This is a genomic window from Streptomyces sp. NPDC006691, assembly GCF_042869955.1.
Lineage (GTDB): Bacteria > Actinomycetota > Actinomycetes > Streptomycetales > Streptomycetaceae > Streptomyces.
On the sequence record NZ_JBIAGW010000004.1, the window covers coordinates 457605 to 479914 of the forward strand.

General features: G+C 71.1%; 22 protein-coding genes. 11 read left to right on the forward strand and 11 right to left on the reverse strand.

Features of this window, described 5'->3' with window-relative positions; genetic code table 11:
• Positions 1-38: 38 nt before the first annotated feature.
• A complete protein-coding gene (locus tag ACFYNP_RS12235) occupies positions 39-683 on the reverse strand; it encodes a GNAT family N-acetyltransferase (protein ID WP_388784993.1) in 645 nt (214 codons plus the stop codon).
• Between the two features lie 92 nt (positions 684-775).
• On the opposite strand from ACFYNP_RS12235, the gene ACFYNP_RS12240 reads away from it, so the two are divergent.
• The 3 genes from ACFYNP_RS12240 to ACFYNP_RS12250 all read left to right on the forward strand — a co-directional run bounded on the left by ACFYNP_RS12240 (position 776) and on the right by ACFYNP_RS12250 (position 3662).
• The gene (locus tag ACFYNP_RS12240) at positions 776-1111 is read left to right on the forward strand and encodes a PadR family transcriptional regulator (RefSeq protein ID WP_388409963.1); all 336 of its coding nucleotides are present in this window, start codon (positions 776-778) and stop codon (positions 1109-1111) included.
• Complete coding sequence (locus ACFYNP_RS12245; protein WP_388784995.1) at positions 1108-2010, forward strand: hypothetical protein; 903 nt, start codon at positions 1108-1110, stop codon at positions 2008-2010. Before ACFYNP_RS12240 ends, ACFYNP_RS12245 begins: the two co-directional genes overlap by 4 nt.
• A gap of 461 nt (positions 2011-2471) precedes the next feature.
• Entirely contained in the window at positions 2472-3662 is a 1191-nt protein-coding gene (locus ACFYNP_RS12250) for an acyltransferase family protein (RefSeq protein WP_388784997.1), read from the forward strand.
• A gap of 84 nt (positions 3663-3746) precedes the next feature.
• Here the strand turns inward: ACFYNP_RS12250 and ACFYNP_RS12255 are convergent, their stop codons facing one another.
• From ACFYNP_RS12255 to ACFYNP_RS12275, 5 genes are all read right to left on the reverse strand, one after another.
• On the reverse strand, positions 3747-4967 hold the full coding sequence (locus ACFYNP_RS12255) for a metallophosphoesterase (protein WP_388784998.1): 1221 nt from the start codon (positions 4965-4967) through the stop codon (positions 3747-3749).
• Between the two features lie 127 nt (positions 4968-5094).
• Entirely contained in the window at positions 5095-5736 is a 642-nt protein-coding gene (locus ACFYNP_RS12260; protein WP_388784999.1) for a hypothetical protein, read from the reverse strand.
• Positions 5737-5756: 20 nt separating this feature from the next.
• Entirely contained in the window at positions 5757-6152 is a 396-nt protein-coding gene (locus ACFYNP_RS12265; RefSeq protein WP_388785001.1) for a hypothetical protein, read from the reverse strand.
• Positions 6153-6313: 161 nt separating this feature from the next.
• Complete coding sequence (locus ACFYNP_RS12270; protein WP_388785003.1) at positions 6314-7042, reverse strand: hypothetical protein; 729 nt, start codon at positions 7040-7042, stop codon at positions 6314-6316.
• The gene (locus ACFYNP_RS12275) at positions 7039-8091 is read right to left on the reverse strand and encodes a BTAD domain-containing putative transcriptional regulator (RefSeq protein ID WP_388409946.1); all 1053 of its coding nucleotides are present in this window, start codon (positions 8089-8091) and stop codon (positions 7039-7041) included. Before ACFYNP_RS12275 ends, ACFYNP_RS12270 begins: the two co-directional genes overlap by 4 nt.
• Before the next feature lie 155 nt (positions 8092-8246).
• On the opposite strand from ACFYNP_RS12275, the gene ACFYNP_RS12280 reads away from it, so the two are divergent.
• Positions 8247-10631, forward strand: coding sequence for a helix-turn-helix domain-containing protein (locus ACFYNP_RS12280; protein ID WP_388785004.1), 2385 nt, complete (start codon positions 8247-8249; stop codon positions 10629-10631).
• A 39-nt stretch (positions 10632-10670) separates the two neighbouring features.
• Here ACFYNP_RS12280 and ACFYNP_RS12285 read toward each other — a convergent pair whose 3' ends face one another.
• Positions 10671-11282, reverse strand: a complete 612-nt coding sequence (locus ACFYNP_RS12285) for a dihydrofolate reductase family protein (RefSeq protein WP_388409942.1) — start codon at positions 11280-11282, stop codon at positions 10671-10673.
• A gap of 74 nt (positions 11283-11356) precedes the next feature.
• Positions 11357-12199: a helix-turn-helix domain-containing protein gene (locus ACFYNP_RS12290; RefSeq protein ID WP_388785006.1), complete on the reverse strand. Its 843-nt coding sequence runs from the start codon at positions 12197-12199 to the stop codon at positions 11357-11359.
• Positions 12200-13359: 1160 nt separating this feature from the next.
• Here ACFYNP_RS12290 and ACFYNP_RS12295 point away from each other — a divergent pair.
• Positions 13360-13770, forward strand: coding sequence for a cysteine/serine endopeptidase inhibitor (locus tag ACFYNP_RS12295; RefSeq protein ID WP_388785007.1), 411 nt, complete (start codon positions 13360-13362; stop codon positions 13768-13770).
• 141 nt (positions 13771-13911) lie between these two features.
• On the opposite strand, the gene ACFYNP_RS12300 is transcribed toward ACFYNP_RS12295, so the two are convergent.
• A complete protein-coding gene (locus ACFYNP_RS12300) occupies positions 13912-14667 on the reverse strand; it encodes a class I SAM-dependent methyltransferase (RefSeq protein WP_388785009.1) in 756 nt (251 codons plus the stop codon).
• Between the two features lie 29 nt (positions 14668-14696).
• Here ACFYNP_RS12300 and ACFYNP_RS12305 point away from each other — a divergent pair, with 29 nt between their 5' ends.
• The 4 genes from ACFYNP_RS12305 (at position 14697) to ACFYNP_RS12320 (ending at position 18035) form a co-directional block, all read left to right on the forward strand.
• Complete coding sequence (locus ACFYNP_RS12305) at positions 14697-15050, forward strand: KOW motif-containing protein (RefSeq protein ID WP_388785011.1); 354 nt, start codon at positions 14697-14699, stop codon at positions 15048-15050.
• A gap of 185 nt (positions 15051-15235) precedes the next feature.
• Positions 15236-15781 carry a bacterioferritin gene (locus ACFYNP_RS12310; RefSeq protein WP_100579221.1) on the forward strand — a complete coding sequence of 182 codons (546 nt, stop codon included), beginning with the start codon at positions 15236-15238 and terminating at the stop codon, positions 15779-15781.
• Positions 15782-15930: 149 nt separating this feature from the next.
• On the forward strand, positions 15931-16953 hold the full coding sequence (locus tag ACFYNP_RS12315; RefSeq protein ID WP_388785013.1) for a patatin-like phospholipase family protein: 1023 nt from the start codon (positions 15931-15933) through the stop codon (positions 16951-16953).
• A 23-nt stretch (positions 16954-16976) separates the two neighbouring features.
• Positions 16977-18035, forward strand: a complete 1059-nt coding sequence (locus ACFYNP_RS12320; RefSeq protein ID WP_388785015.1) for a 1-acyl-sn-glycerol-3-phosphate acyltransferase — start codon at positions 16977-16979, stop codon at positions 18033-18035.
• Between the two features lie 70 nt (positions 18036-18105).
• Here ACFYNP_RS12320 and ACFYNP_RS12325 read toward each other — a convergent pair whose 3' ends face one another.
• Positions 18106-19137 (reverse strand): NlpC/P60 family protein, encoded by a 1032-nt coding sequence (locus tag ACFYNP_RS12325; RefSeq protein WP_388785017.1) that lies wholly within the window; start codon positions 19135-19137, stop codon positions 18106-18108.
• Positions 19138-19519: 382 nt separating this feature from the next.
• Positions 19520-19888, reverse strand: a complete 369-nt coding sequence (locus ACFYNP_RS12330) for a nuclear transport factor 2 family protein (protein ID WP_388785019.1) — start codon at positions 19886-19888, stop codon at positions 19520-19522.
• A 70-nt stretch (positions 19889-19958) separates the two neighbouring features.
• Here ACFYNP_RS12330 and ACFYNP_RS12335 point away from each other — a divergent pair, with 70 nt between their 5' ends.
• Together ACFYNP_RS12335 and ACFYNP_RS12340 are read left to right on the forward strand one after the other, a co-directional pair.
• Entirely contained in the window at positions 19959-20885 is a 927-nt protein-coding gene (locus ACFYNP_RS12335; protein ID WP_388785021.1) for a LysR family transcriptional regulator, read from the forward strand.
• A gap of 152 nt (positions 20886-21037) precedes the next feature.
• A complete protein-coding gene (locus ACFYNP_RS12340) occupies positions 21038-22303 on the forward strand; it encodes an FAD-dependent oxidoreductase (RefSeq protein ID WP_388785023.1) in 1266 nt (421 codons plus the stop codon).
• Positions 22304-22310 lie beyond the last annotated feature (7 nt).

A 22310-nucleotide genomic window follows, 5' to 3' on the forward strand; every position in this document is an offset into this window, starting at 1 on the left:
CAGAGGAAGACTGTCTCCCGGTGATCCGGCGAAGGGCGCTAGCGGATGCCGAGGGCCGTCAGGCATTCCTCGACGCCGGTCAGTTCGATGTCGTCCCGTCGGACACGTTCCCAGTCGTCCCGGGTGAGGCGCCACTGCTGGATACGCGCCGGCTCGCCGCGGCGGGTGTCCCAGTCCGTGCCGTTGGGCTGGTAGCCCAGACCACGGGAAACGCGGTTGGAGGCGTCGTTGTCGACAAAGGCGTCGCTGCTTGCCTCGCGGGCGGACAATCCGGCGAAGGCCAGATGCAGGATGGCCGCCCGCATCTCCTTGCCGAGTCCCCGTCCACGGCTGCCCGGGGCCAGCCACGAGAAGCTGGACACCGTGCCGAAGCGCCTGAAGTTCGTGCCGATGAGATCCTGCATTCCGACCGGTTCACCGTCGACGAGTACGGCGAAGTACAGACGCCATGAATCCGGGCCCACTCGGGCGCGACCCGCCCAGATGGCGCGCAGCCATTGCCATTCGCGCTCGGGGCTGTCCGCGTAGAACGAGCTGGGATCGTCGAACGGCCACGGCTCGGCGTCGGCCACCCCGGCCCGCACGAGCGGCACGAGCCGTTCCAGCAATTCGTCGGAGGCGCCGGCCAACGTCAGGCGCGGTGTGCGGACTTCGACGTTCAGCGGGGGATAGGTGTGAGGCACGCCCGAACCCTAGCCAGTGGCCCCGAGCGCCGCACCCCGTTTTCCGGGGGCCTGGCGGCGCCATATGCCGGTGAATGACATATGGTGGTGTCATGACTGACCGTGCAATGCAGGAACCGACCCTGCTCCTTCTCACCGCGCTCGCGGACGAACCACGCCACGGCTACGCGATCGCGCGTGAGGTGGAGGTGATCTCGGGCGGGCGGGTGAAGCTGCGGACCGGCACCCTGTACGGGGCGCTGGAGCGGCTGTTGCAGCAGGGGCTGATCGAGGTGCACAGCGAAGAGGTCGTCGACAGTCGGCTGCGGCGGACCTACACGTTGACCTCGGCGGGACGCACCGTCCTTGCGGGTGAGGCGGAGCGGATCGCGGCCACCGCGCGCGAGGCGACCCGGCGTCTGGGAGTCGGCAAGGCGGCCACCGCGTGAACCCCGTACTGCTGCGTCTGTACCCCGCCGGGTTCCGCCGTGCCTTCGGTGACGAGATAGCCGAGTCCTACCGGGAGGCGACCGTGGGCGCGGGCTCACGCGTCCGCATCCGCGAAGCCGCCGACATCGTCGCCCACGCCCTGCGGCTGCGCCTGGGCATCGGCTCCGCGCACTCCGCCGGACGGCTCCTGGCCACCGCGGCGCCCTTCAGCCTGGCCGCGACAGCCGCGTACGCCGCCTTCAACCTCGTCGGCAGCGCGGGCGACTGGTACGTCATGCGCATCGCGGGCACCGCGGGTGACGCCGGGTCGCTGACGACGCTCATGAACGCCGGCTATCTGCTGACCCTGATCGGCGCGGTGGTCGCACTCGCCGGACGTCATGTCCCCGGAGTGCTGGCCGCGACCGTCGGGGCGGTCGGCAGTTCGGCGAGTTTCCTCTACCCGATCTGGCGCACTCCGCCCGACCTGCGGTGGGAACTCGTGGGGTTCCTCCTCGCGCCGGTCCTGATCGCCGCACTTCCGCTGGCCTGCCCGCCCGACCTTCGTCCGGCCCGGCGCGTGCGCGGGGCGGTGGGCGTGCTCGTGCTCGCGGTGTGGGCGGTCCTCCTGGTGGCCGCCCTCGTCGTGATCGATCCGCTCGGCATCGGTCTGCTCACTCCCTGGCGTTTCGGCGTCCCGGTGGTCGCGGCCCTCGCCCTGGCGGGTCGGCGGGCGTTCGCCGGCGTCCGTACCACAGGCCAACTCGCTTTCGCCGCACTCCCGTTCATCGTGACCATGTACTTCTCGGGCTGGGTGCGCACCGAGGAGATCTTCACCGTCATCGGTGCTCTCGCGGCCACTGCCGTGGTCCTGCGAATGCGTCACCGCGGCGACTCCGGCGGGATCAACACCGTCTGAGCGGCGGCCTGTTGACGTCCGTCGACCCGCCGCCGATCACCCGGTCGCGACGGGCGAAGCCGGGCCTGGCATTCGGGGCGAGAACGCTCGGGCCGCGCCGCGGACCGGCCGGATGGCGCCAGTGATCCGGCGCGTAGTCGCGGCCGTCCGCACGCTGCCGGCGCGAGCCCGAACGCGGTGAACTGCCGAGCCCTCTAGCCCAGTTGGTGCCGGGCCGACCGGCTCGCAGTCCGGCCCGCCCGACAGCCCGGTCGGCCGAGGCCCGGCGGCGCCCGCTCGGCGGCTCGGCGGTGCGCCGGCTGCGTTCGAAGCACGGCACAGTCAGCCGCCGGCCTCCCCTCCCCGGCACCCCCTCATGCCTTTCCGTCGGCCGCCCTCTCCCGGCGGCCGGAAGCGGCATGCCCTCCTCCCTCCCCATCAGCGGCCGGAGCTCGTCCGGCTGCCCCACCACAGGAGTTCCGATGCCCGCTTCCGCGACCGCGTCCGTGCCCGCTTCCGAACGGGGCGGGGCTGCCCCCGGTGTGAACCGCCTGCGCCGGGCAGCGAGGCCGCGCAGGTCCCGGGCGCCGAGCGGGGCAGGGCGGCTGGCCGCTGTCGACGGACTGCGGCTGCTCGCCGCGGCAGGCGTGGCGAGCTACCACTACCTGGGCACCCCCACTCCCCGCTTCTGGGGCGAGACCTACGACCTCCCCCAGGCCGCCCCCCTGCTGCATGCGGTCAGTGGCTACGGCTGGCTCGGTGTCGAGGCGTTCTTCCTCATCAGCGGCTTCGTCATCTGCATGAGCTGCTGGGGCCGCACACCCGCGCAGTTCGCCGTGTCACGCATCGCCCGCCTCTTCCCGTTGTACTGGGCCGTCGTGCTGATCATCGTCGTGATGGGTACCGTCACCGTGCTCGTCGGACAGCGGTCGGGCGCACCCACGGATCTGCGCACCACGCTCGGCAACCTCACGATGATTCCGCGGCCGCTGGGCGTGGACTTCACCGCGGGGGTCGCCTGGACGCTGTGGGTGGAGGCCCGCTTCTACCTGCTCATGGGCGCGCTCCTGCTGATCGGTCTGACCTACCGGCGCGTCGTGGCCTTCGGGCTCCTCTGGCTGGTGCTGGCGTCCGTCGGACGTGAACTGCACTCCGCGGTCGTGGACGAGTTGCTGCTGAGCCAGTACGCCGGGCTGTTCGTGGCCGGGATCGCCCTCTACCTGATGCACCGCTTCGGCCACAACCTGCTCCTGTGGTTGCTGCTCGGCTTCGCCTGGTGCTACACCCTGACCGTCCTTGAGGACCGCGTGGCCACCCACTCCACTTCCGGCTGGGGGCTGAGCGCGACCGTCCTCACCGGCTTCCTCGTGCTGCTCGCCCTCGCCTGCGGCCCGCTGCGCCACCTCCAATGGAGGAGCCTCGTCTACGCCGGTGCCCTGACCTACCCGTTCTACCTGGTGCACCAAAGCATCGGCATACCCGTCACCCGGGGCGTCCTCAAAACCGTGCCGGGACTGGGGCTGCTCCCCTCGGTCGCGGTCGGCCTCACCTTCTCCCTCCTGCTGGCGGCCATCCTGAACCGTCAGGTCGACCGGAGATTCGGCCGTGCCTTCCGCCGCCACCTCACCGCCGCCCTCGACCCCGTCCCCGTGGATCCCGGCCGGCCGAGCTGAGGGCCCGAGCCGTGCTTGGCCCGCCTCCGCCTGGATGCCGGGGGAATGTGGTCGGGCCATGGGAGGACCGCGTGGGCACCAGTGCTACGACGAGGAGGCCGCTCGCGGGGAGCGGAGTACGAGCAGGGTGATCTCACTGGGGGCGAAGACACGGAACGGCGGGCCCCAGAAGCCGGTGCCGCGGCTGGTGTAGAGGAGGGTGCGGGCACCGTGGCGGCTGAGGCCGGCCAGAGCGGGCTGGTCGATGCGGACCAGATGGTGGAAGGGCCAGATCTGGCCGCCGTGAGTGTGGCCCGAGAGCTGGAGGTCCACCCCGCCGGCTGCCGCCCGGTCGACGAACTTGGGCTGATGGGCCAGGAGCAGGACGGGGTGATCGGGGTCGGCGCCGTGCAGGGCCCCGGCGAGGTGGGCGCGGTGGCCGGCGAGACCGGAGGACTCGGCGGTGACGTCGTCCACCCCCGCGACCACGAGGGTGTCGCCGCCGCGTTCGAGCAGCAGATGACGGTTGCGCAGCGGCTCCCAGCCCAGCTCGTCCATCAGGTCGACCCAGCCCTGGGCCTCGCCGTAGTACTCGTGGTTGCCGGTGACGTAGACCCGGGCCCGCGTCGCCCGCACGGTGGCGAGCGGCGCGGCCTGGGCGCGGCGGCGCTCGGCCGTACCGTCCGCGATGTCCCCGGTGTGGCAGACCAGGTCGGCCTCCAGCGTGTTGACCGTCTCGCAGACCCGCGCCGACCACCGGGCACGGTCGAGTGGGCCGTAGTGGGTGTCGGTGATGAGGGCGACCCGCGTGCCGTCCAACCCGGCCCCCAGGCGCGGAAGTTGTACTTCCAGGCTGCGTACCCGGGGGACACGGCGGGCCTCGGCGTATCCCCAGGCGAGCAGCACGGCGGCTGTGCCGAGGACCGCCCAGGTGACGATCCGGGCGCGGTCCTGGCCGTCGCCGACGCCGGCCAAGGTCAGGGCGAGCCGCAGCAGGATGCCGAGCAGGACCGACCAGGTGAACAGGACCCAGCCGGCGCCCAGCAAGGTGTCCCCGACGATCGCCGCCCCGTCCTGCTGCCGACGGCCGTGACCGCGCATCATCGCGAGCGGCATGCCGACCAGGCCGAGGACGAACAGGGCGGTTCCGGCCAGAGTGACGGGCAGAGGCCAGTGCTGACCGGCGTACAGCAGCAGCCAGCAGGGCACGGTCCAGAGGAGGATGGGGGCGATCAGGGGGAGCAGGCGCATCACACGGCGCAGTCGGCTGGGCCCGGGCTCGTCCGCCGCGCTGTCCGCGGATCGCGTATTGCTGGTGTCCGTCACGCTTCCCCTCCTCCATCAACCAGGTCCGCTGTCGACCGGGCTGCCGTTGCGCGCACTGTAACCGGTTGTCCTCGGCCGGCCGGAGGGGCGGTGCTCGTGGGGTCGAGGACTCGGTGATCGCCGGGTGCTATCCGAGGGACGACTCCACGCGGGCGGCGAAGTCCAGTACCTCGCGGGAGCGGAGGGACCAGGCGCGGGCGGTGGGGCGGTGCAGGGTCTGGAGGAGTAGGACCGAACCCTGGGGGAGCGGCTCGATCGTCAGCCGGCTCGCCGCCTGCCAGGTGTGGTTCCGGTCGGGGCCGGCCGTGCCCGGTGTCAGCGCGCGGGCCGCAGCGAGGAGCCGGGTGTCCCCGTTGAGGCGGTCCGCGGCCGCGGGGTCTCCCTCGAAGCGGGCCGCAGCGGCGCCGCCGGGAACGCTCAGTCCGAGAGGAGAGAGAACCGGTGGGGTCAGCGGCACCGCGTAGAAGAGGTGGCCCAGACCCAGGCTCCGGCGGATTCCCGAGCGGCCGGCCAGAACGGAAGCGCGCAGTTCGAAGGGCCTGGGGGACTGGGCGTCGACATAGAGGAAACAGTGGGTCGGCGCGGGCATTCCGCTGAGTCGTGCGCGCGGCGGGAGAAGGCTGCCGGCCGGTGTGCCGGTGCCTTCGGCCGGCAGAATCGTGCTCAACGGCGTTGTCGGCAGGGCGAGTTCGTCCTCCAACGCGGTCGCGATGCCGACGGCGGCGTGCTCGGCAGTGGCGTTCCGGCCGGTCCAGATCGCGGCGGGCATGGGCGGTCTCCTCTGCTCGGTCAGGAGAGGCCGGCGGCCTCTTGGCGGACCCTGGCCGCCTGCTGGCCCTGGCCTCCGGCGTCCAGGAGTTCGCTCAGTCGCCCGAGGGCTGCCCTGCGTTCCGCCCGGAACCGTCCCGGCCGGGCCTCGGTGAGCCTGCGCCAGGCGTCGGCGGCCTCCCCGGCTCGGGCCAGTGCTTCCGGCGCCCGTCCCTGAGCGGCCAAGTCGTCGCGGCTGAGGTCGAGTTGCTGGGCCTGCCGGAGCAGCACCTGTGTCGGATCCGCTACGGGAGCAGGCGCCGCGGCCTCCTCGCGGGCGACCCTGCGCCTGCGCACGGTCACACTGATGTATCCGACCAGGGCGATCAGTGCGCCGGTGATGGCGGCGGAGACGAGCTTGTGCAAGAGATCGTTCATGGGGAGACCTGTTCAGTCGACGGGGAGAGGATGGGCATCACTGGATACGCGCCAGGCGCGCTGTGGGTGTACGACCGGCTGTTCGGCGCCCCGCCCCACTGTGGCGGGGGGTGTTGAAATGGCGATGAAACCTCGATGCGGGCGGACCCGCCCCGCGGCGGTCAGGGGGTGCCACCGCCGCGGCAGTGTTCAGCGAGCGCCCGGAACACGAAGACGTTCGGGATCCTGGACAGCGTCGGGCCGAGTCTGTGCTGTCGCCCGTCGGCCGTGAGCGTGAGGAACCCCCCGGCCACGTCCATCCGTTGCACCTGTGACCATGGCCACGCCGCGCCCGCCTCCTTGTATCCGACCCGCTCCGTGGTCAGCCAGACGTCACCGAACCAGAGACGCTCGCCGTGGTGGAGCGCGGCCAGGGCGCCGGGCAGCCGGGCACAGGTGACGGCCCGTTCGGCCACGCGCTCCCAGCCCAGCGTGTCACCTCCGGCTTCGGGGCCGCCGTACAGCACCAGACGCTTGCCCTCGACATCGGTGAGCGTGTGGATGACGGCGGCCCAGGCGAACGAAGAGCGGCGGTGCCCGGCGTTGTGCCGGAAGACCGAGGTGGTGTCGTAGCGCACGACGTGGACGCGGCCCTTCACCACCACGGTCATCCCCTGTGCGTACAGGTCGATTCGGGCGCTCGGGCTTGGTCTCGTCGTAGGGGAGGGGCCGTACCGGGCTCGGGCCGACAGCCGGCGGATCGCCAGGCGGTGGCCGAACCAAGTACGGGGGCGGTACGCGGTCGCGGTATGGGTGGCCAGGCGTCTGCCGAGGCGTGCGCGGCCGGCCGCCGCGGAGATCCGTGCCAGGAGCAGCTCTTCGTCGCGGGTACGCGGTGTCGGTCCGGTCATGGTGCGGCCGGGGGGAGGCAGCCGTCGCCGCCGAGCATGATCGTCCGGTGCGTCCGCCGCAGGAGGCGGCTCGGTGCCACCCCGAGCTCGTCGGCGAGCCGGCGCCGGGTGCGCTCGAACACGCTCAACGCGTCGGCCTGCCGCCCGCTGAGGCAGAGCGCACGCATCAGCATCGCGCCGACGGGCTCGTCCAGTGGCCGGGCCGCGGCCAGCGCCGACAACTCGCCGACCGCCTCCGAGTGACGGCCCAGCCTGAGTTGCAGATCCAGCTTGCGCAGCGTCAGACCGGTCCGGTGCTCGGCGAGCCGCAGCCGCTCCAACTCCGCGAAGGGCCCCGGCAGTCCGGCCAGCGGCTCGCCGCGGAACAGGTCCAGCGCCTGAGCGCAGACCCTTACCGCCTCGGCCAGTTCGCCGGACCGCTCGGCCGCACCCGCCGCAGCGGCCAGTTCTTCCAGGCGTGTTACGTCCACCTCGACCGCGCCCGGAACCAGCCGGTAGCCGCACCGGTCGTGCCTGATCACCGACTCCGTACCGTCTTCCGCCTGGAGGACCTTGCGCAGCCGGTAGATGTAGACCGGCACGACCTTGGTCAGCGGGGGCTCCATCCCCCAGATTCCGTCCAGGAGTTCATCCTTGCTGACCGTGCGGTCCCGGCACAGCGCCAGCCGCGCCAGCACGGCCTGTTGGCGGAGGTGTCCCAGGTCCACCGGCTGTCCGCCGCGCCATGCCCGCAGCGGGCCGAGCAGGGAGATGCGCACCGGCCGTTCGCGGAGGGCCACCCGCCGCACGGGAAGGGCCGGCACCCGGGGGCCGAGGCCGGGAACGACCAGCCCGCTGTCGAAGGCGTGGACGATGGCGGCGGCCCGGTCGCGCAGGCCGAGCTTGGTGAGGATCCCGCGCAGTTGGACATCGACCCCGCTCTCCGGGAGGGCGAGGGCACGGGCGATCTCCTGGTCGGCCAGACCACAGCCGACCGCGCGGAGTAACTCGCGCTCCAGGCGGGTGAGCTGGGGGGCGGCTGGGCGGCCGAGGGCCATGGTCGTCGGCATGCGTGCGCTCCTGGCATGAGGGGGCGGGCGTTGCCGACGACGTTGGTCGTAGGGCGGAGAATCGGACAGGCCGACCGACCGGCCGTATGCGGCCGGTGGCCACGCTAGAGTCCCTCACCTGGGGAAATCGACGTGCCGGGGGAGGGCCGAGACCCGTGAACCATGAGTTCAGCGCGCTGTTGAAGAGGCTTCGGCTTGAGGCGAACCTGACACAGGAGGCGCTGGCGGAGCGCGCCGGAGTGGGCGTCCGCACCATCCGCGGTCTGGAGACCGGCGAGCGCGCAGACCCGCGGATGACCACCGTGCGGCTCCTGGCGGACGCGCTGGACCTGAGCTCCGAGGGACGCGAGCGGCTGCTGGCGGCTGCCGTCCGCCGGACCGCGGACGGCGACGGATCGGCGGAATCAACCGGTCCGTCCGAAACGTCCCTACCGTCGCTTCCCTCTCCTCCGTCCGGCCTGCCCCTTGCGTACGGTCCGTCCGGGCCGGCCGCGGGCGGCCCGCCGGGATCGCCGTCGCACCGGACCCTCACCGACGTCTGCGACCAGGTCGCCCAGACGGTGGCCGCCCGCTGGCAGCGCGAGGAGGAACAGCGGCAGGTCCACGATCCCTATCCGCTGCCGGTGCGCTGGCGGCCCGTAGCCGAGGAACTGACCGACCACTGGGCCAACATCCGACGCCTGCCCCCGGGCAGCGGGCACCGCCCCCTGGATCTGAGCGGCCAAGTGGACGCGGTCGTGGAGGTGTACCGGCGGATCCCGTCCGGACGGCTGGTGGTCCTCGGCCGCTCGGGCTCCGGCAAGACGATCCTCGCCGTGCGGTTCGTCCTGGACCAGCTCAGGGCCAGGGGCCTCGCCGACCCCGTACCGGTGATCTTCAGCATCGGCTCGTGGGACCCGACCGCCGTCGCGTTCCGGGACTGGCTCGCCGCACAACTGACCCGCGATCACCCCGGCCTCGCCGCCCCCGGACCCGGCGGTACGAACCTGGCCGGCGCGCTCGTCGAGACCGGCCGGATCCTCCCTGTGCTCGACGGTTTCGACGAGATGGCCGACGGCCTGCGCCGGCCCGCGCTGGAAGCCCTCAACGCCACCACGCTGCCGCTGCTCCTGACAAGCCGTCCGGCCGAGTACGCCGCCGCGGTCGCCGAAACCGATGTCCTCACCTCTGCCGCCGCGGTCGAACTGTCCGATCTCACCCTGGACGACCTGGCAGCCTACCTGCCCCGTACCACGCGTAAGGCCCGCGGCCAGGACCCGTCGGCGACCGCGTGGGAACCCGTCCTGACCGAACTGCGCGAGCGGCCGCACGAGCCACCCGGCGCCAACCTTGCCGCGGTGCTGACCACTCCGCTGATGGTCACCCTCGCCCGCGCCGTCTACAGCGACACCCCCGGCAGCGACCCGGCGACGCTCCTCGACACCAGCCGCTTCGGCACCCCTGAGGAGCTGGAGGACCACCTCCTCGACAACTTCACCGCGGCCGCCTACCGACCGCGCCCCGAGCATCGCCTCAGCAGCGGGCCGCTGCGCACCTGGGACCCGGACCGCGCCCGGTACTGGCTCGGCTACCTGGCCCACCACTTGAACCGGCTGGACACGCCCGACCTGGAATGGTGGCGACTTGGCCACGGACTGAGCCGTGGCACCCGCACCTTGGCGACCGCCCTGGTGATCTGCCTGGCCATCACCCTCGTCGACGGCCTGGCCGGCATCCCCTTCGACCCGCTCGCCTATCAGCTCATGGACGGGCCGGTGGCGGGCCTGCTGGGCGGTCTCCTGTTCGGGCTCGCGTACTGGCTCATGGTCGCGGCCAAGGACACCGCCGTGGAGCCGTCCGTCGTCCGCATGAGGCTGCGCGGCAGAGAGCGCGGAGCGGGAAGGCGTCCTGTCCGCCGGCTACTGACCGGCGTGCTCTGCGGCTTGGTGTTCGGCTTCGGGTACGGCTTCGTACGCGGGGCGGTCAACGGCGTCCTGTTCCACGCCCGCCTCGCCGACGTCCTGGCCGGCAGCCTCGGCGACGGCACCATCTACGGCCTGATATTCGCCCTCGCGGCCGGCCCCACCCTCGGTCTGCTCTCCCTCTTCGAAGCGCCGCTCGACATCCGGTCCGCCGTCAATCCACGCGGTCTGCTGCGGGCCAACGGTCGCACGGTCGCCACCCAACTCCTCGTCTGGGCGCCCACGTTCGGCCTCCTCGTCGGGCTCGGTTCCCTGGTGGTGATCCGTGCCGCCGCGGTGCTCCTCGGCCCGGTCGTGTGGAACCTCACGGCCGCGCTCAAACTCGGCATCATCAGCGGGCTCGGCGGCGCCTTCGGCTACGTGTTCAGCCTGACCTCCTGGGGCCAGTGGACGGTCTTCTCCCGGATCTGGCTGCCGATGACCGGCAGGCTTCCCTGGTCCGTCGTCGCCTTCCTCGAAGACGCCTACCAGCGGGGCGTACTGCGCCAGGCCGGCGCGGTCTACCAGTTCCGCCACGCCCGCCTCCAGCACCACCTGGCCCGTTCCTACCGGCCACCGCGCTCCGGCTCGGCGCGGTAGGCCGCATCGTGCCCGGGAAACGAACCCCGGGCGCACCGGCTAGCGTCGTACTTTGAAGCGCAGGTGCAGCACCCTTTCGCCCTGGATGACCACGTGGGGGTCTTCCAGCAGATACTGCTCGGCGATGCCGCCGAAGAAGCGCAGACCCGACCCGAACACCACCGGGACCACGTCCATCGCCACCTCGTCCACCAGACCCGCCGCGAGGATCTGGGCGCCGGCGTCGCCGGCGTTGACGGCGACGATTCGGTCCCCGGCGAGTTCCTGCGCCTTCTCGATCGCGGCCGTCACGCCGTCGACGAAGTGGTAGGACGCCTGCGGGTGCCAGCCTTCCGGCTTGGGCCGGTGCGACACCACGACGACATGCTCGCCCGAGGGAGGCCTGCCCTCCCAACCGTTCACCTGGTCGAACAGGTTCCGGCCCATCACGATCGTGCCGATGGACTCCCACGTCGAGCGCACGTAGTCCGACGAAGCGCGAGAGACCTTGAAGGTGCTTCCCGTTCCGGAGTGGTCGAACTCCTGGTCCCTGCCGACGACGATGGGGACGTCTCCGCTGAAATACCACTCGTGCAGGGGGCCCACATCGCCCTTGTCGTCGGCGATGAAACCGTCCACCGACACCACACTCTGCAGAATCACCGTGCCCACTGGGGCCTCCTCGTCGTCTCCTCGCGGCTGCACCGCAATCCTTGCGTGCGACGGCTGCCGCGGCATGTAAGAAATCAATCGCCGGGCATCGGACCGAGGTCCTGTGGGCCCTGGGGCTCGACGGGGAACCTGCGCCGCAGCGCCAGATAGTCCGTCGGCGTGTATCCGGTGAATTCCTTGAACTCCCTGCTGAAGTGCGCGTGGTCGAAGTAGCCGGCCGTCTGGGCGAGTTCCGACCAGTCGACGGGGTGCAGCGCGTCCACGGACACGATCAGCCGGGCGAACCGGTAGATCCTCGCCATGCGTTTCGGGGTGACACCCGTGTGGGCCTTGAACATGCCGGCCAGGTGGTTGCCGCTGACCCCGGCCCGCTCGGCCAGGAGCCCGACCGGGACCGCGCCGTGCGACGCCTCCAGCACGGCGCCCGCGTGCTGGACCAGGTCGAGCCCGCGCGGTGGGGTGTCGGCGAGCAGCGACCGCAGCTCTTCCTCCACCATCCGCAAGGTCGCGGCGGCCGGAGCGACGTCCCCGGCCCGGTCGCGGATCCGGTTCACCGCCCGTTGCCAGGCGGCGTCGACGGGTACCCAGCGGTTGCGGAGGTCGGCAGCCGACACGCTCGTGAACGGCGCCATCCCCCACGGTTTGAAGTGCACCCCGACGAGTCGCACCCAGTTCGGGTACTCGAAGTAGAAGCGCCTGGTCCACACGCCCATGAACCACCCGTCGGTGAGTACCTCCGGTGCCACCGAACGCTCGGAGTCCCACAGGCGGACCGGCCCGCCCAGATGAAGGAACAGGTGTGCCGACGGCATCGGCGGGACCCTCATCAATCGGTGGCTCGGCCTGCCGGTCAGGCAGTAGATGTCGTCGATGAACCGATCGAGTGGCGCGGCAGGAGCCCGGCCCACGTATTCCATGGCTCAAGTCTGGCCGCCCAGCAGGACTATCGCCACGGTTCTGGTCGACGACCCTCTGCTCGGGCTCTGTCCCGATGCCCTTCTCGGCCCGTGTCCCGGTCTCCCGCTCCCGACGGAAGCTCGGCCCCTGGTGCGTGGCCGGCCGGCGGAGAGCCGGTCTGCCGTCGCTCGGCCACGAGGGCGGCGCGAAGCTGCCGGGCCGCGACATCGGGTGACAGGCCGATGAGGTGGGCGGCTTCTTCATAGGTGTGTCCGCCGAGAAGCGTCAAGCCCAGCATGGCTTCCTGGGTCGTACACGCCGGTGCGGGTTGTGCCGGCGCCGGCTGAACGGAGGTATCCGCCGGCTCGTGCGTGCTGGATCCTCGGCGCTCGGGGTGTGCGCGGGTGGGGTGGCGAGGCCCGTCTGCGGGCGGACCGCACACCGCCTGCCACAGCCCGGCGGCCAGACGGCGACGCTGCGCGCGCGGGTCACTGGCCGTGGCGCCGGGGAGGGTGCCCAGGTTGCTCATCGCGACGACGAACCCGGCGTCCGCTGCGCAGACGTCCTGACACAGCAGGTGGGCGAGCATGTACAGGGGGTGAGCGTGGTCGTCGTACAGCGCGGCGAGCTCGGGCGCCGTCAGCGGACCTCGATCACAGGCGGAGGAGCCGGACCGATTGCGCCGACGAGAGGCCGTCGTGCTCGGGAGGACGGGGTTCATGATCTGCACCACCTGCGGCCGAAGGACGGGGCGGCCGGGGGCTGGGGCGCTTGATTCCACCCTAGACCTCCCTGCCGCGCGCCGCTGGAACCGCGTCCCTCGTGCGACGGATTCAGCCGTGGCGGCAGTTGCCCCTGCTGCCCGGCTCGCTGCCGGGGCCGAGCCGATCGGGCCGGGCCGGAGGATGCGGCTTCGCCTGTCCCGTGTGCGCGGACAAGGCGTGGGCGCATCGCGCCTCTTTCCGATCGCGGGGGCCGATTCCGGATCCGTCCGGACGGCGAGGTCGCGTACCACGTCAACCGCGATCTGCGCGGGCGTCAACGCTGCCTGAAGTGCGGTGAGTTGGCGCCATCGGCCGTATCGGGTCCTTGCAGGGCCGTGTCCTTGCCGACCATGCTCCCGCCGCATGAGAGCGCTCTCAGAACGGAGAGTGCCGCAATGGGAACGAGGCATCGCCCCATGAGGCTTACGAGATGGAGTGGAGTCGTGGCCGCCGCGGTCATCGGTCTCGCGTTCGGCACCGGAACGGCGCACGCCGACATACCCATGGGCAAGACGATGTCGGGAAAGGCCACGTACTACAACGACAAGGGTTACGGCGCCTGCGGCACGCTCATCGACGCGTCGAGCCAGGACCTGGTCGCCGTGTCGCCCGCCTGGTGGACTTCCGCGAACCCGAACAACGACCCGCTGTGCAAGGGTATTTCGGTCCAGGTGACCTATCAGGGCAAAACGATCAAGATTCCGGTCCGGGACAAGTGTCTGTCCTGCGAGGCGACCCACATCGATCTCAGCCAGACGGCGTTCCGCACGTTCGCGCCACTGGACGTCGGTGTGATCAACGGAATCACCTGGAAGTTCGTGAAGTAGTCCTGAGCGCCGGGCTGTTGACTCCTGTTGTGGCGGCTCGGCGGGGGCATGCTTGACGCCACATCCTTCGCGCGGGCATCGGTCACGCGGGCATTGGTCTTCGCCCGGTGCCCGCCGTGTGTGCCGTACCCTCCCGTACGCTCAGGCGGACGAGGCAGGTCCGGGCGTTCTCGCGCCGGCCGGGGCGAGAACGAACCACCTCGACGGCACTTCGATGCGCAGTCCTTCTGCCGTGTGCTCCGTGGTGATGAGGGGGAGCGTGCCCTCGGCCAGTACGTCGAGACCGGCGTTCGTGAGCAGCTCCACCAGGCCCGTGTCGGAGACCTCGCCCGGCGCGATGCCGTGCGCGAAGACCGGTCGGAGTTTGGCCGGCGGACCCTGCGGATGCCGGGCGAGGTCCGTCAGCACGCGTTTCGCGCCTTCGGCGAGCTCCACCACGAAGGCCCGGCCCCGTTCGCCGAGGAGCTTGGCCACGGCGTCGGCGACCGGCTGGCGGTCGGCCGGGTCGCACTGGTGCAGGACGCCGCGCACATACACATTGGAGTCGCCGAGCCGGGCGTGGAGATCGTGGACGGGGCGAGGGTCGGTGGCATCCAACTGCTCGAACCGGACGGTGCCGTCCGGGTCCTGGCTACGGGCGCGCTCGACCGCGGTGTGCGAGAGATCGACCCCGATGACGTCGGGATAGTGGCCCGCGAGGTACCGGGTCTGGGTGCCGTTGCCGCAGCCGAGGTCCACCAGCGGCAGTTCGGGGTGTTCGATCCGGGCCGCGAAGTGGGCCAGATGGCGGGCGGAGGTGAGGGCCGGTTCCGCGTCCCAGAGCACCGCGCCCGTCGTGTCCGGCGCTTCGCGCCAGAAGCCTTCCCAGGCGTTCCGGTACTTGCTCGTCACACCCATGATCGACTCCTCGGGCAGCACTCGGTGTCATGATCTGTGTACCGTCCGTGCGCCTGCCGTACAAGCACCCGACGGATACCTTCACGCCGCGTTCGAGCAGGGGGAACGTGATCCTGAGCCGGCATCCAGTAGGGCTGTATCTGTGGGGGCCGTATCCGTGTGGCACGCTCACTGGCACCGCAGCGAAAGGGGAGGCCGTGTCGCACGAGGCGAATGTCAGGACAGGGGATCAGGTGAGGGTGACGGGCGGGCCGTTCACAGACTTCACGGGATCCGTCCGAGCCGTCGATCCGGATAGGGGGCGTGTGCGGCTGACCGTGGACCTTCTCGGTGACGTGAGCACCATCGACATTTCCCTGTCCCATGTCGTCAGGGCGGTGTGAGGGCGGGGTCCCATGTCATCAGGGCGATGTGAGGGCAGGGCGATCCATGCTGGCGCGGCGACCGGACCGGTAGAGGAATCGGGATAAGTGGGTAGGGGTGTCAGGGCAGTGGTTCGCGGGAGCAATCGCGCTTCGGCGGCCTGAGACCGCAGACCTGAGACCGCAGACCTGGGAGCGATGTATCCATGGCCGAATTCCTGACCGACATCAAGACGATCCGGGACCGGGCGCGTCAGCAGATCGACCAGGGACCGGTGACCGATGCCTACGGCGCCGACCTCGAACGCGTGCTGCTCGTGCTCAACGAGGCGCTCGCCACGGAGATCGTCTGCACGCTTCGTTACAAGCGGCACTACTACACGGCGTCCGGGCTGTACTCCGAGCCGGTCGCCGCGGAGTTCCTTGAGCACGCGCAGGAGGAGCAGCAGCACGCGGACAAGCTCGCGGAGCGCATCGTGCAGCTGGGCGGGGAACCCGACTTCAACCCGGACACCCTCACCTCGCGTTCCCACGCCGAGTACGACGCCAGCACCGACCTGATCGAGATGATCAAGGAGGACCTGGTCGCCGAGCGCGTCGCCGTGGCGTCGTACACCGAGATCGTTCAGTGGCTCGGCAATGGGGACGTGACCACCCGTCGGGTCTTCGAGGAGCTGCTGGCGCAGGAGGAGGAGCACGCGGACGACCTGCGCGGTCTCCTGGAGCGCATCCCGGGCGAGCGCCGGTCCTGATGCCGGCGGGCGGTCCCCGTCGTCGTACCCCGGAGCGCCGCGGGCACGAGGGGGGTCCGCCCGCCGCCCGCGGGCCGGGTGGCGGAGCGCGCCGCGATGGGCTCGACCGGGGCGCGGATGGGGCGGCCGGGACGGGGCAGGTGCCGAGTATGGGCGACGATGCCGTGACACGGCGACACGATGGGCCGGGCGCGGATTACCGCTGTGCCTTCGTCCTGGGCGGAGGCGGGGCGCTCGGCGCCTACGAGGTCGGGATGCTCAAGGCGCTGATCGAGGCCGGTATCCGCCCGGATCTGGTGGTCGGGACGTCCGTGGGCGCGATCAACGGAGCGGCGATCGCGGCCGAACCGACAGCGCGGGCCGTGGCAGAGCTGGGCGAACTGTGGGGGAGCCTGGGCCGTTCAGGGGTGTTCTCCGGGTCGGTCCTCCAGCGCCTCCGGCTCGCCGCCCGCAACCGGACCCACGTCTACTCCTCCGCCCCACTGCGCGAACTCCTGGAGACCTGGCTGCCGGCGAGGCGTATCGAGGACCTCGCGGTGCCCTTCCAGTGCGTCGCGGCGGGCATCGAGAGCGCCGCCGAGCGCTGGTTCACCCAAGGGCCCCTGATCCCTGCGGTGATGGCTTCCTGTGCGGTCCCCGGATTGCTGCCGCCGCTCGAAGTCGACGGCGAGCACTTCTTCGACGGCGGCCTGATCAACAGCATCCCCGTGGGCCGCGCGGTCGCCGCCGGAGCACGCACCGTGTACGTGCTCCAGGTCGGCCGGGTCGAGCGGCCCTTGCGAGTTCCCCGGGCGCCCTGGGAGGTGGCCGCCGTGGCCTTCGAGATCGCCCGCCGCCACCGTTTCACCCGCGACATGACCGACCTGCCCGAGGGCGTCGAGGTACATCTGCTGCCCACGGGAGCGGCTTCCGGCAAGGGGGAGGACATCGCGGGCCGGAAGCTCCGGCACCGCGACTTCGGCCTCTCCGGGCGGCGGATGGAGATGGCGTACGAGGCGACGGCCGCCTATCTGGAAGCAGCGGGCAAGCCTCGTACGGACGCGGCCCGCACGGACGGGGCGCGGACGGACGCGGCCCGCACGGACGATGCCCGGACCGACGATGCCCGGACCGACGAAGCCCGTATGGACGAAGCCCTCACCGACCGCGCCCGTACGGACGAAACGCCATGAGCCGTGCGGTCGGAGCGCGTGACGTGGCCAGACGGTGCGTCACCGTGCCGCTGCTCGTCGCCCTGATCCCCGTCGCTGCTGCCCTGCTCCTCGTGACGGTGGTCCTCGCTCCGCTGTCGCTGCTCGCCGGACGGTCCGGACGGCGGTGGCAGCCGCAACGGCTGGCCCTCTACGTCCTCGTGTACCTCTGCGCCGACCTTGCCGGGGTGCTCGCGGCAGGTGTCGTTCGGCTGCGCTGCCTGGGTGGCGGCCGAGCCGGCGAGGAGCGTCTGCTGACGCTCAACTACCGCGTGTTGGCTCGGCTGCTCGACTTCCTGGTCAGGTGCTCGGGGCGGATCTTCTCGCTACGAGTGGAGGTCGACCCGCGGATCCCGTCACGCACGGACCGGCCGCGCGACGGCATAGTGGTTTTCGCCCGCCACGCGGGCCCCGGGGACTCGATCCTGTTGGTGCACGGGCTCCTCTGCGGGGCGGGACTGCGCCCCCAGGTCGTGCTCAAGCAGTTCCTGCGCTGGGACCCGTGCCTGGACATCGTGCTCAGCCGCCTGCCGCACTGCTTCGTTCCGCACCGGGCCGAGGCCGGATCCGAAACCGCGGACGCCATCGGCGCGTTGGCGGCCGCCCTGCACCCGGGGGAGGCGCTGGTGGTGTTCCCCGAGGGCGGCAACTTCACCGAGCGCCGCAGAAGGCGGGCCATCGGCTGGCTCAACCGCACCGGCCAGGCCAGGCGTGCGGCTCGCGCCCGACGCCAGCACCACGTGCTGCCGCCCAGAATGGAGGGCTCGCTCGCGGCGCTGTCCGGGGCGGCCGACGCCGGCGCGGAAGTCGTCTTCGTCGCGCACACCGGGCTCGACCAGATCGACTCACTGTCCCGACTGTTGCCGTCGATTCCCCTGCGCACGCCAGTACGCGCCACGTGGTGGCGGGTGCCGGACCACGCCATACCGACCGGACGACAGGCCCGCGAGTCCTGGCTGACCGACCAGTGGTCGCGTGTGGACGCCTGGATCGCCCAGGAGTGGAGCGGCCCGGCCCCGATACCGCCCGCCGGGCCGCGGACACCGGAGGCACCGCTGTCCTAGGCGGGGAGGGGTACCTTCCCCGGTCGCCTGAGGGCGGTCCGAGGAAGGGAGGGGAAAGGGGCACGCGGGGTCAGATGCGTCGAGCTCCGTAGAAGCTCCCCAGATAGCTCATCTTCTCGTAGCGGACCGACGCACCCGGCTTGGGTGCGTGGAGCACCATGCCGTTGCCCGCGTAGAACCCGACGTGCTGAAGGTTGTTGAAGAAGACCAGGTCTCCGGGGGCCAGTTGGTTGAAGCTGACCGAGGTGCCCTCATTGATCTGGGTGAACGTGACGCGCGATATGTGGACGTTCACCTGGCGGAAGCCCCACTGGGTCAGGCCCGAGCAGTCGTAGGAGTCCGGGCCCTCGTGGCCGGACTGGTACGGCTTGCCTATCTGGGTGGCGGCCGCCTGCATCGCGGCGTAGCCACGTCCGGAAGCAGGCTTCTCCTGGCCCAGGTTGACGCGCTCGCCGGCACTGCGGCCGGCGCGCTGCTCCTCCTCCTGCTGGAGCGCGGTGCGCTCGGCGGCGGTGAGGCTGTTGAGGAGCTTCTGGGCCTCGGCGAGCTTGCCCTGGTACGCCTTCTTCCGCTCACCGACCGTCTTGCGGACGTCGGCCAGTTCAGCAACCTTTCGGGTGGCCTCGGCCCGCTTCTGCGCCAGCGCCCGCTGCTTCGACTGGAGGGTGTGCAGTGCTTCTGCCTGTCTGCCGCCCAACTGGTCCATCGCGGACGCCTTGTCGAGATAGGTGTCCGGGTGGGCGGAGAGGAACAGGGCGACGGCCGGGTCGATGCCGCCCGAGCGGTACTGGGCGCTGGCGAGTGAACCGATGCCGGTGCGCAGGGCGTTGAGGTCGGCCTGCCGTCGGGCCGCCTCCTCTTGCAGGGATGTCACTTCCTTCTGGAGGGCGGCCTGCTTCTCGTTGGCCCCGTTGTACTCGTCGGTGGCCTTCTCCGCCTGGTGGTACAGCGCGTCGACCTTCGACTTCACCTCGTCCTTGCTCGGTTTGGCGGGCGCGGCCTCGGCGCCCTGCGCGCTGAGCGCGACGGCTGCTGCGGCAGTCGCCGTGAGGACGGTGACACGGGCACGGCCGGCTTGCCTGGGACGGCGATGGGACCCCATGGGAGGCAGCTCCTTCTTCCTCAGAGCCGCCGAACTACCCCTGCCATGGCGGCTTCTTCGCCGACACCCCGGCGGGGTGACTGGTCGCGCGAAGGTTTGAGAGATGACCTTAGTGACCAGGTTGTGATTCGCTCAAATTTTCGTGGGCAAAATTTGACCTTCGGGATGCGGCGCTCACGCATGCCGCATGACCAGTGGCTTTCGGTGACGGCGTGGTGCCTCAAAGGCCTTGTGGGGGAACGACGTTGAGGCACCTTCAGGCGCGGGCACGGGCGCGGGCGCGGGCGCGGACGTGGGCGCGGCGCACCGGCACCTCTCACGTACTGTCACCGGCCGGCTCGCCCGGCACGTCGTGGCCAACGCGGCATCCGGGCCCTCTCGTTCAGCCCTTGCTCTCGAACCCCGCCAGCAGTGCGCGAGGGTCGAAGGTCACCCGGATCCGGGCGATCTTCCCGTCCCGCACATGCATCCAGTTCGCCGTCGGGGTGGGCGGCGCAACGCTCGTATGCAGGTCGAACCAGGTGATTGCTTCCTCACCTTCCGCCACCCGCACCTTCACGTCGATCTTCTCCAGCACCTGACCGAGCCCCCTCAGTCCGGCCAGCGCCTCCTCCACGCCCGACGCCTTTCCGAGCGTCCCGACGAAGTCGACGTCCTCGGCCAGCAACCCCCGCAGGCTCTCGAAGTCGCCCGTCTCCCAGGCGGTGAAGTAGGTCTCGGCAAGCTCGCGCGCGGTCTTCGTCGTCGTCATGCCTCCATCCTCCGGCTCTCTGCTTCATCCGTCCAACAGATGGTCGAGATGGCGCCTATCATTGCTGGATATGGAGATGCATCAGCTGCGCTACTTCGCCGCGATCATGGACGAGGGCACCTTCACCGCCGCCGCCCGGCGGCTGCACACCAGTCAGTCCGGCATCAGCACTCAAGTGGCCAAGCTGGAAGCGGAGTTGGGCCAGCAACTGCTCGACCGCTCAAGCCGTCGCATCCGCCTCACCCCGGTCGGCGAAGCCGTGCTCCCTCTTGCGAAGAACGTGCTCGCCGCCGTCGAAGCGATCCACCACACCGCCGCCGAGTTCGGCGACGCGGTCCGCGGCCGGGTGCGGCTCGGCATGATCATGGGCTGTGCGATCCCGCCCTTCCTCGACACGGTCGCCGACCTCGGCCGCAGCCACCCCGGCATCGAACTGAGCCTGCACGAGGGCCATTCCAGCGAGCTCCAGACCCACGTCCTCTCCAGCGCCCTCGACCTGGCCCTGGTCGCCTACGCGGGCGACATCGCCCCCGGCCTTGAGGTGGGCATCGTCCTCGACGAGCCGATCGCCGCCCTCGTTCCGCCCGAGCACCCCCTCGACCGGACGGGGCTGCGTCTCGCCGACCTCGCAGGCGAGAAGATCCTCTGCCTGTCCCCGGGTACCGGCATCCGCGCCGCCTACGAGGACTCCTGCCACCGGATCGGCCTCGACGCCCGCGTGGACATCGACGCCAGTTCCCCGGCGACCCTGCTCCGCCTGGCCGAGCGAGGCGCCGGCGTCGTCGTCCTCAGCCCGTCCTCAACACAGGGCACCGGCCTGCGGACCGTCCCGCTCACCGATGCCGCCACCCACGCCCGGCTCGGGATCGTCACCCGTCGAGGCCCGCACTCCCCAGCCGTACATCTCCTGCGGACCAGGCTCCTCGCCGCACTGCAAGCCGACCAGGCACGCATGCGCGAATCCCGTCAGGACGGCGAATCCCGTCAGGGCGGGTAGGCACAGTGCGGGTCACTGCTACCGTGTGTCCAGATTCAATGGAACGCGCGAAAAATCGCTCCTGAATGGTGTTTCTGAGCGGCGCCTCACGGTGTCAGTTCCCTTACCGGAACCCAGTGCTTCCTTCGTGACCACAACGAAGGCAGAAGACTGTGCACCAGCACCGTGTCATCATCATCGGCGCCGGCCTCGGCGGCCTCACCCTCGCCCATGGGCTGCGCGCCCGCGGCTTCGACGTCGCCGTGTACGAGCGCGACCCGCACCCGGACCACCGACCGCAGGGCTACCGCGTGCAACTCGACGAACCCGGTCTCGCGGGTCTGGAGAGCTGCCTGCCGGAGCACCTCTTCCGGCTGGGCCTGGCGACCGCGGCCTCGCCGCCCGCCCGGGTTTCCGTCCGGGACCGCCACCTCGGCGTGCTCGGCGACCGGCCCACCGCCGCCGGCTCGGACCCATCCGGCAGCACGGCCCGTCCCCACCGCTCGTACGCCTTCAACCGCCCGACTCTGCGCCAGATCCTGCTCTTCGGGCTGGAGACCACCGTGCACTACGGCGCGGAACTGCTGAGCTGGGAGAGGCGGCAGGACGGGACGGTCGACGCGCGGTTCGCCGACGGCAGCGGCGCGAGTGCCGACCTTCTGGTCGGCGCGGACGGAGTGGGATCTGCGGTGCGTGCCCTGCTGCTCCCTCATGCCGGGGTCGAGGACGCCGGGCTGCGCCTGATCTACGGACGGATCCCGCTGGACCCGCGGGCCGCGCGCGCCGGGGAGGCGGGCCGGGCTGCCGAAGCCGTCGGGAGCGCGGACGTACCGCCCCCGTGGGTGTTCGACAGCATTTTCACGGTGGTGACCGGAGGGCCGGGAAGTCCGCACATCGGGTTCGGGCCCGTACGGTTCGACCGCCCTCCCGGCGAGGCCGGCCCGGCACACACACCGTCCGTCCCTCTCGTCCCCGTCGGCGACTACATCGCCTGCATGGTGGGAGCGCCGGCCGACCACCCGGACATGCCCCCGTTCCCCGAACTGCGCGGTCTCGGCGGCCCGGCCCTGCGCGAGCTGGCCGGACGTCTGGTGGGCGACGACTGGCACCCCGATGTGCACCGCCTCCTGGCCCGGTGGGACCTCAGCTCGCTGTTCCCGCTGCGCATATCCACGGCTCGCCCCGTACCACCGTGGCAAGCGGGTTCCGTCACCCTGCTGGGGGACGCGATCCACGCCATGAGCCCGGTGCTGGCCATGGGCGCGAACACCGCGATCCGCGACGCCGCCGAGCTGACACGGACCCTGGCCGAGGCCGCGGACTCCCACATGCCGCTCGTGGACGCCGTAGGTGCCTACGAGCGGCGGATGAGGGAGTATGCCTTCCCGATCGTGGCCGCCTCCCGGCGAACGGGCCGACAGCGGATCGGGCAGAAATAGGTCGGAC

What these genes read in the sequence shown, in the direction of transcription:
- ACFYNP_RS12240 (WP_388409963.1), top strand. Translation starts at nt 776, where the DNA reads ATGACTGACCGTGCAATGCAGGAACCGACCCTGCTCCTTCTCACCGCG.
- ACFYNP_RS12250 (WP_388784997.1), top strand. Translation starts at nt 2,472, where the DNA reads ATGCCCGCTTCCGCGACCGCGTCCGTGCCCGCTTCCGAACGGGGCGGG.
- ACFYNP_RS12260 (WP_388784999.1), bottom strand. Translation starts at nt 5,736, where the DNA reads ATGCCCGCCGCGATCTGGACCGGCCGGAACGCCACTGCCGAGCACGCC.
- ACFYNP_RS12265 (WP_388785001.1), bottom strand. Translation starts at nt 6,152, where the DNA reads ATGAACGATCTCTTGCACAAGCTCGTCTCCGCCGCCATCACCGGCGCA.
- ACFYNP_RS12270 (WP_388785003.1), bottom strand. Translation starts at nt 7,042, where the DNA reads ATGACCGGACCGACACCGCGTACCCGCGACGAAGAGCTGCTCCTGGCA.
- ACFYNP_RS12275 (WP_388409946.1), bottom strand. Translation starts at nt 8,091, where the DNA reads ATGCCGACGACCATGGCCCTCGGCCGCCCAGCCGCCCCCCAGCTCACC.
- ACFYNP_RS12290 (WP_388785006.1), bottom strand. Translation starts at nt 12,199, where the DNA reads ATGGAATACGTGGGCCGGGCTCCTGCCGCGCCACTCGATCGGTTCATC.
- ACFYNP_RS12295 (WP_388785007.1), top strand. Translation starts at nt 13,360, where the DNA reads ATGAGGCTTACGAGATGGAGTGGAGTCGTGGCCGCCGCGGTCATCGGT.
- ACFYNP_RS12300 (WP_388785009.1), bottom strand. Translation starts at nt 14,667, where the DNA reads ATGGGTGTGACGAGCAAGTACCGGAACGCCTGGGAAGGCTTCTGGCGC.
- ACFYNP_RS12305 (WP_388785011.1), top strand. Translation starts at nt 14,697, where the DNA reads ATGATCTGTGTACCGTCCGTGCGCCTGCCGTACAAGCACCCGACGGAT.
- ACFYNP_RS12310 (WP_100579221.1), top strand. Translation starts at nt 15,236, where the DNA reads ATGGCCGAATTCCTGACCGACATCAAGACGATCCGGGACCGGGCGCGT.
- ACFYNP_RS12315 (WP_388785013.1), top strand. Translation starts at nt 15,931, where the DNA reads ATGGGCGACGATGCCGTGACACGGCGACACGATGGGCCGGGCGCGGAT.
- ACFYNP_RS12325 (WP_388785017.1), bottom strand. Translation starts at nt 19,137, where the DNA reads ATGGGGTCCCATCGCCGTCCCAGGCAAGCCGGCCGTGCCCGTGTCACC.
- ACFYNP_RS12330 (WP_388785019.1), bottom strand. Translation starts at nt 19,888, where the DNA reads ATGACGACGACGAAGACCGCGCGCGAGCTTGCCGAGACCTACTTCACC.
- ACFYNP_RS12335 (WP_388785021.1), top strand. Translation starts at nt 19,959, where the DNA reads ATGGAGATGCATCAGCTGCGCTACTTCGCCGCGATCATGGACGAGGGC.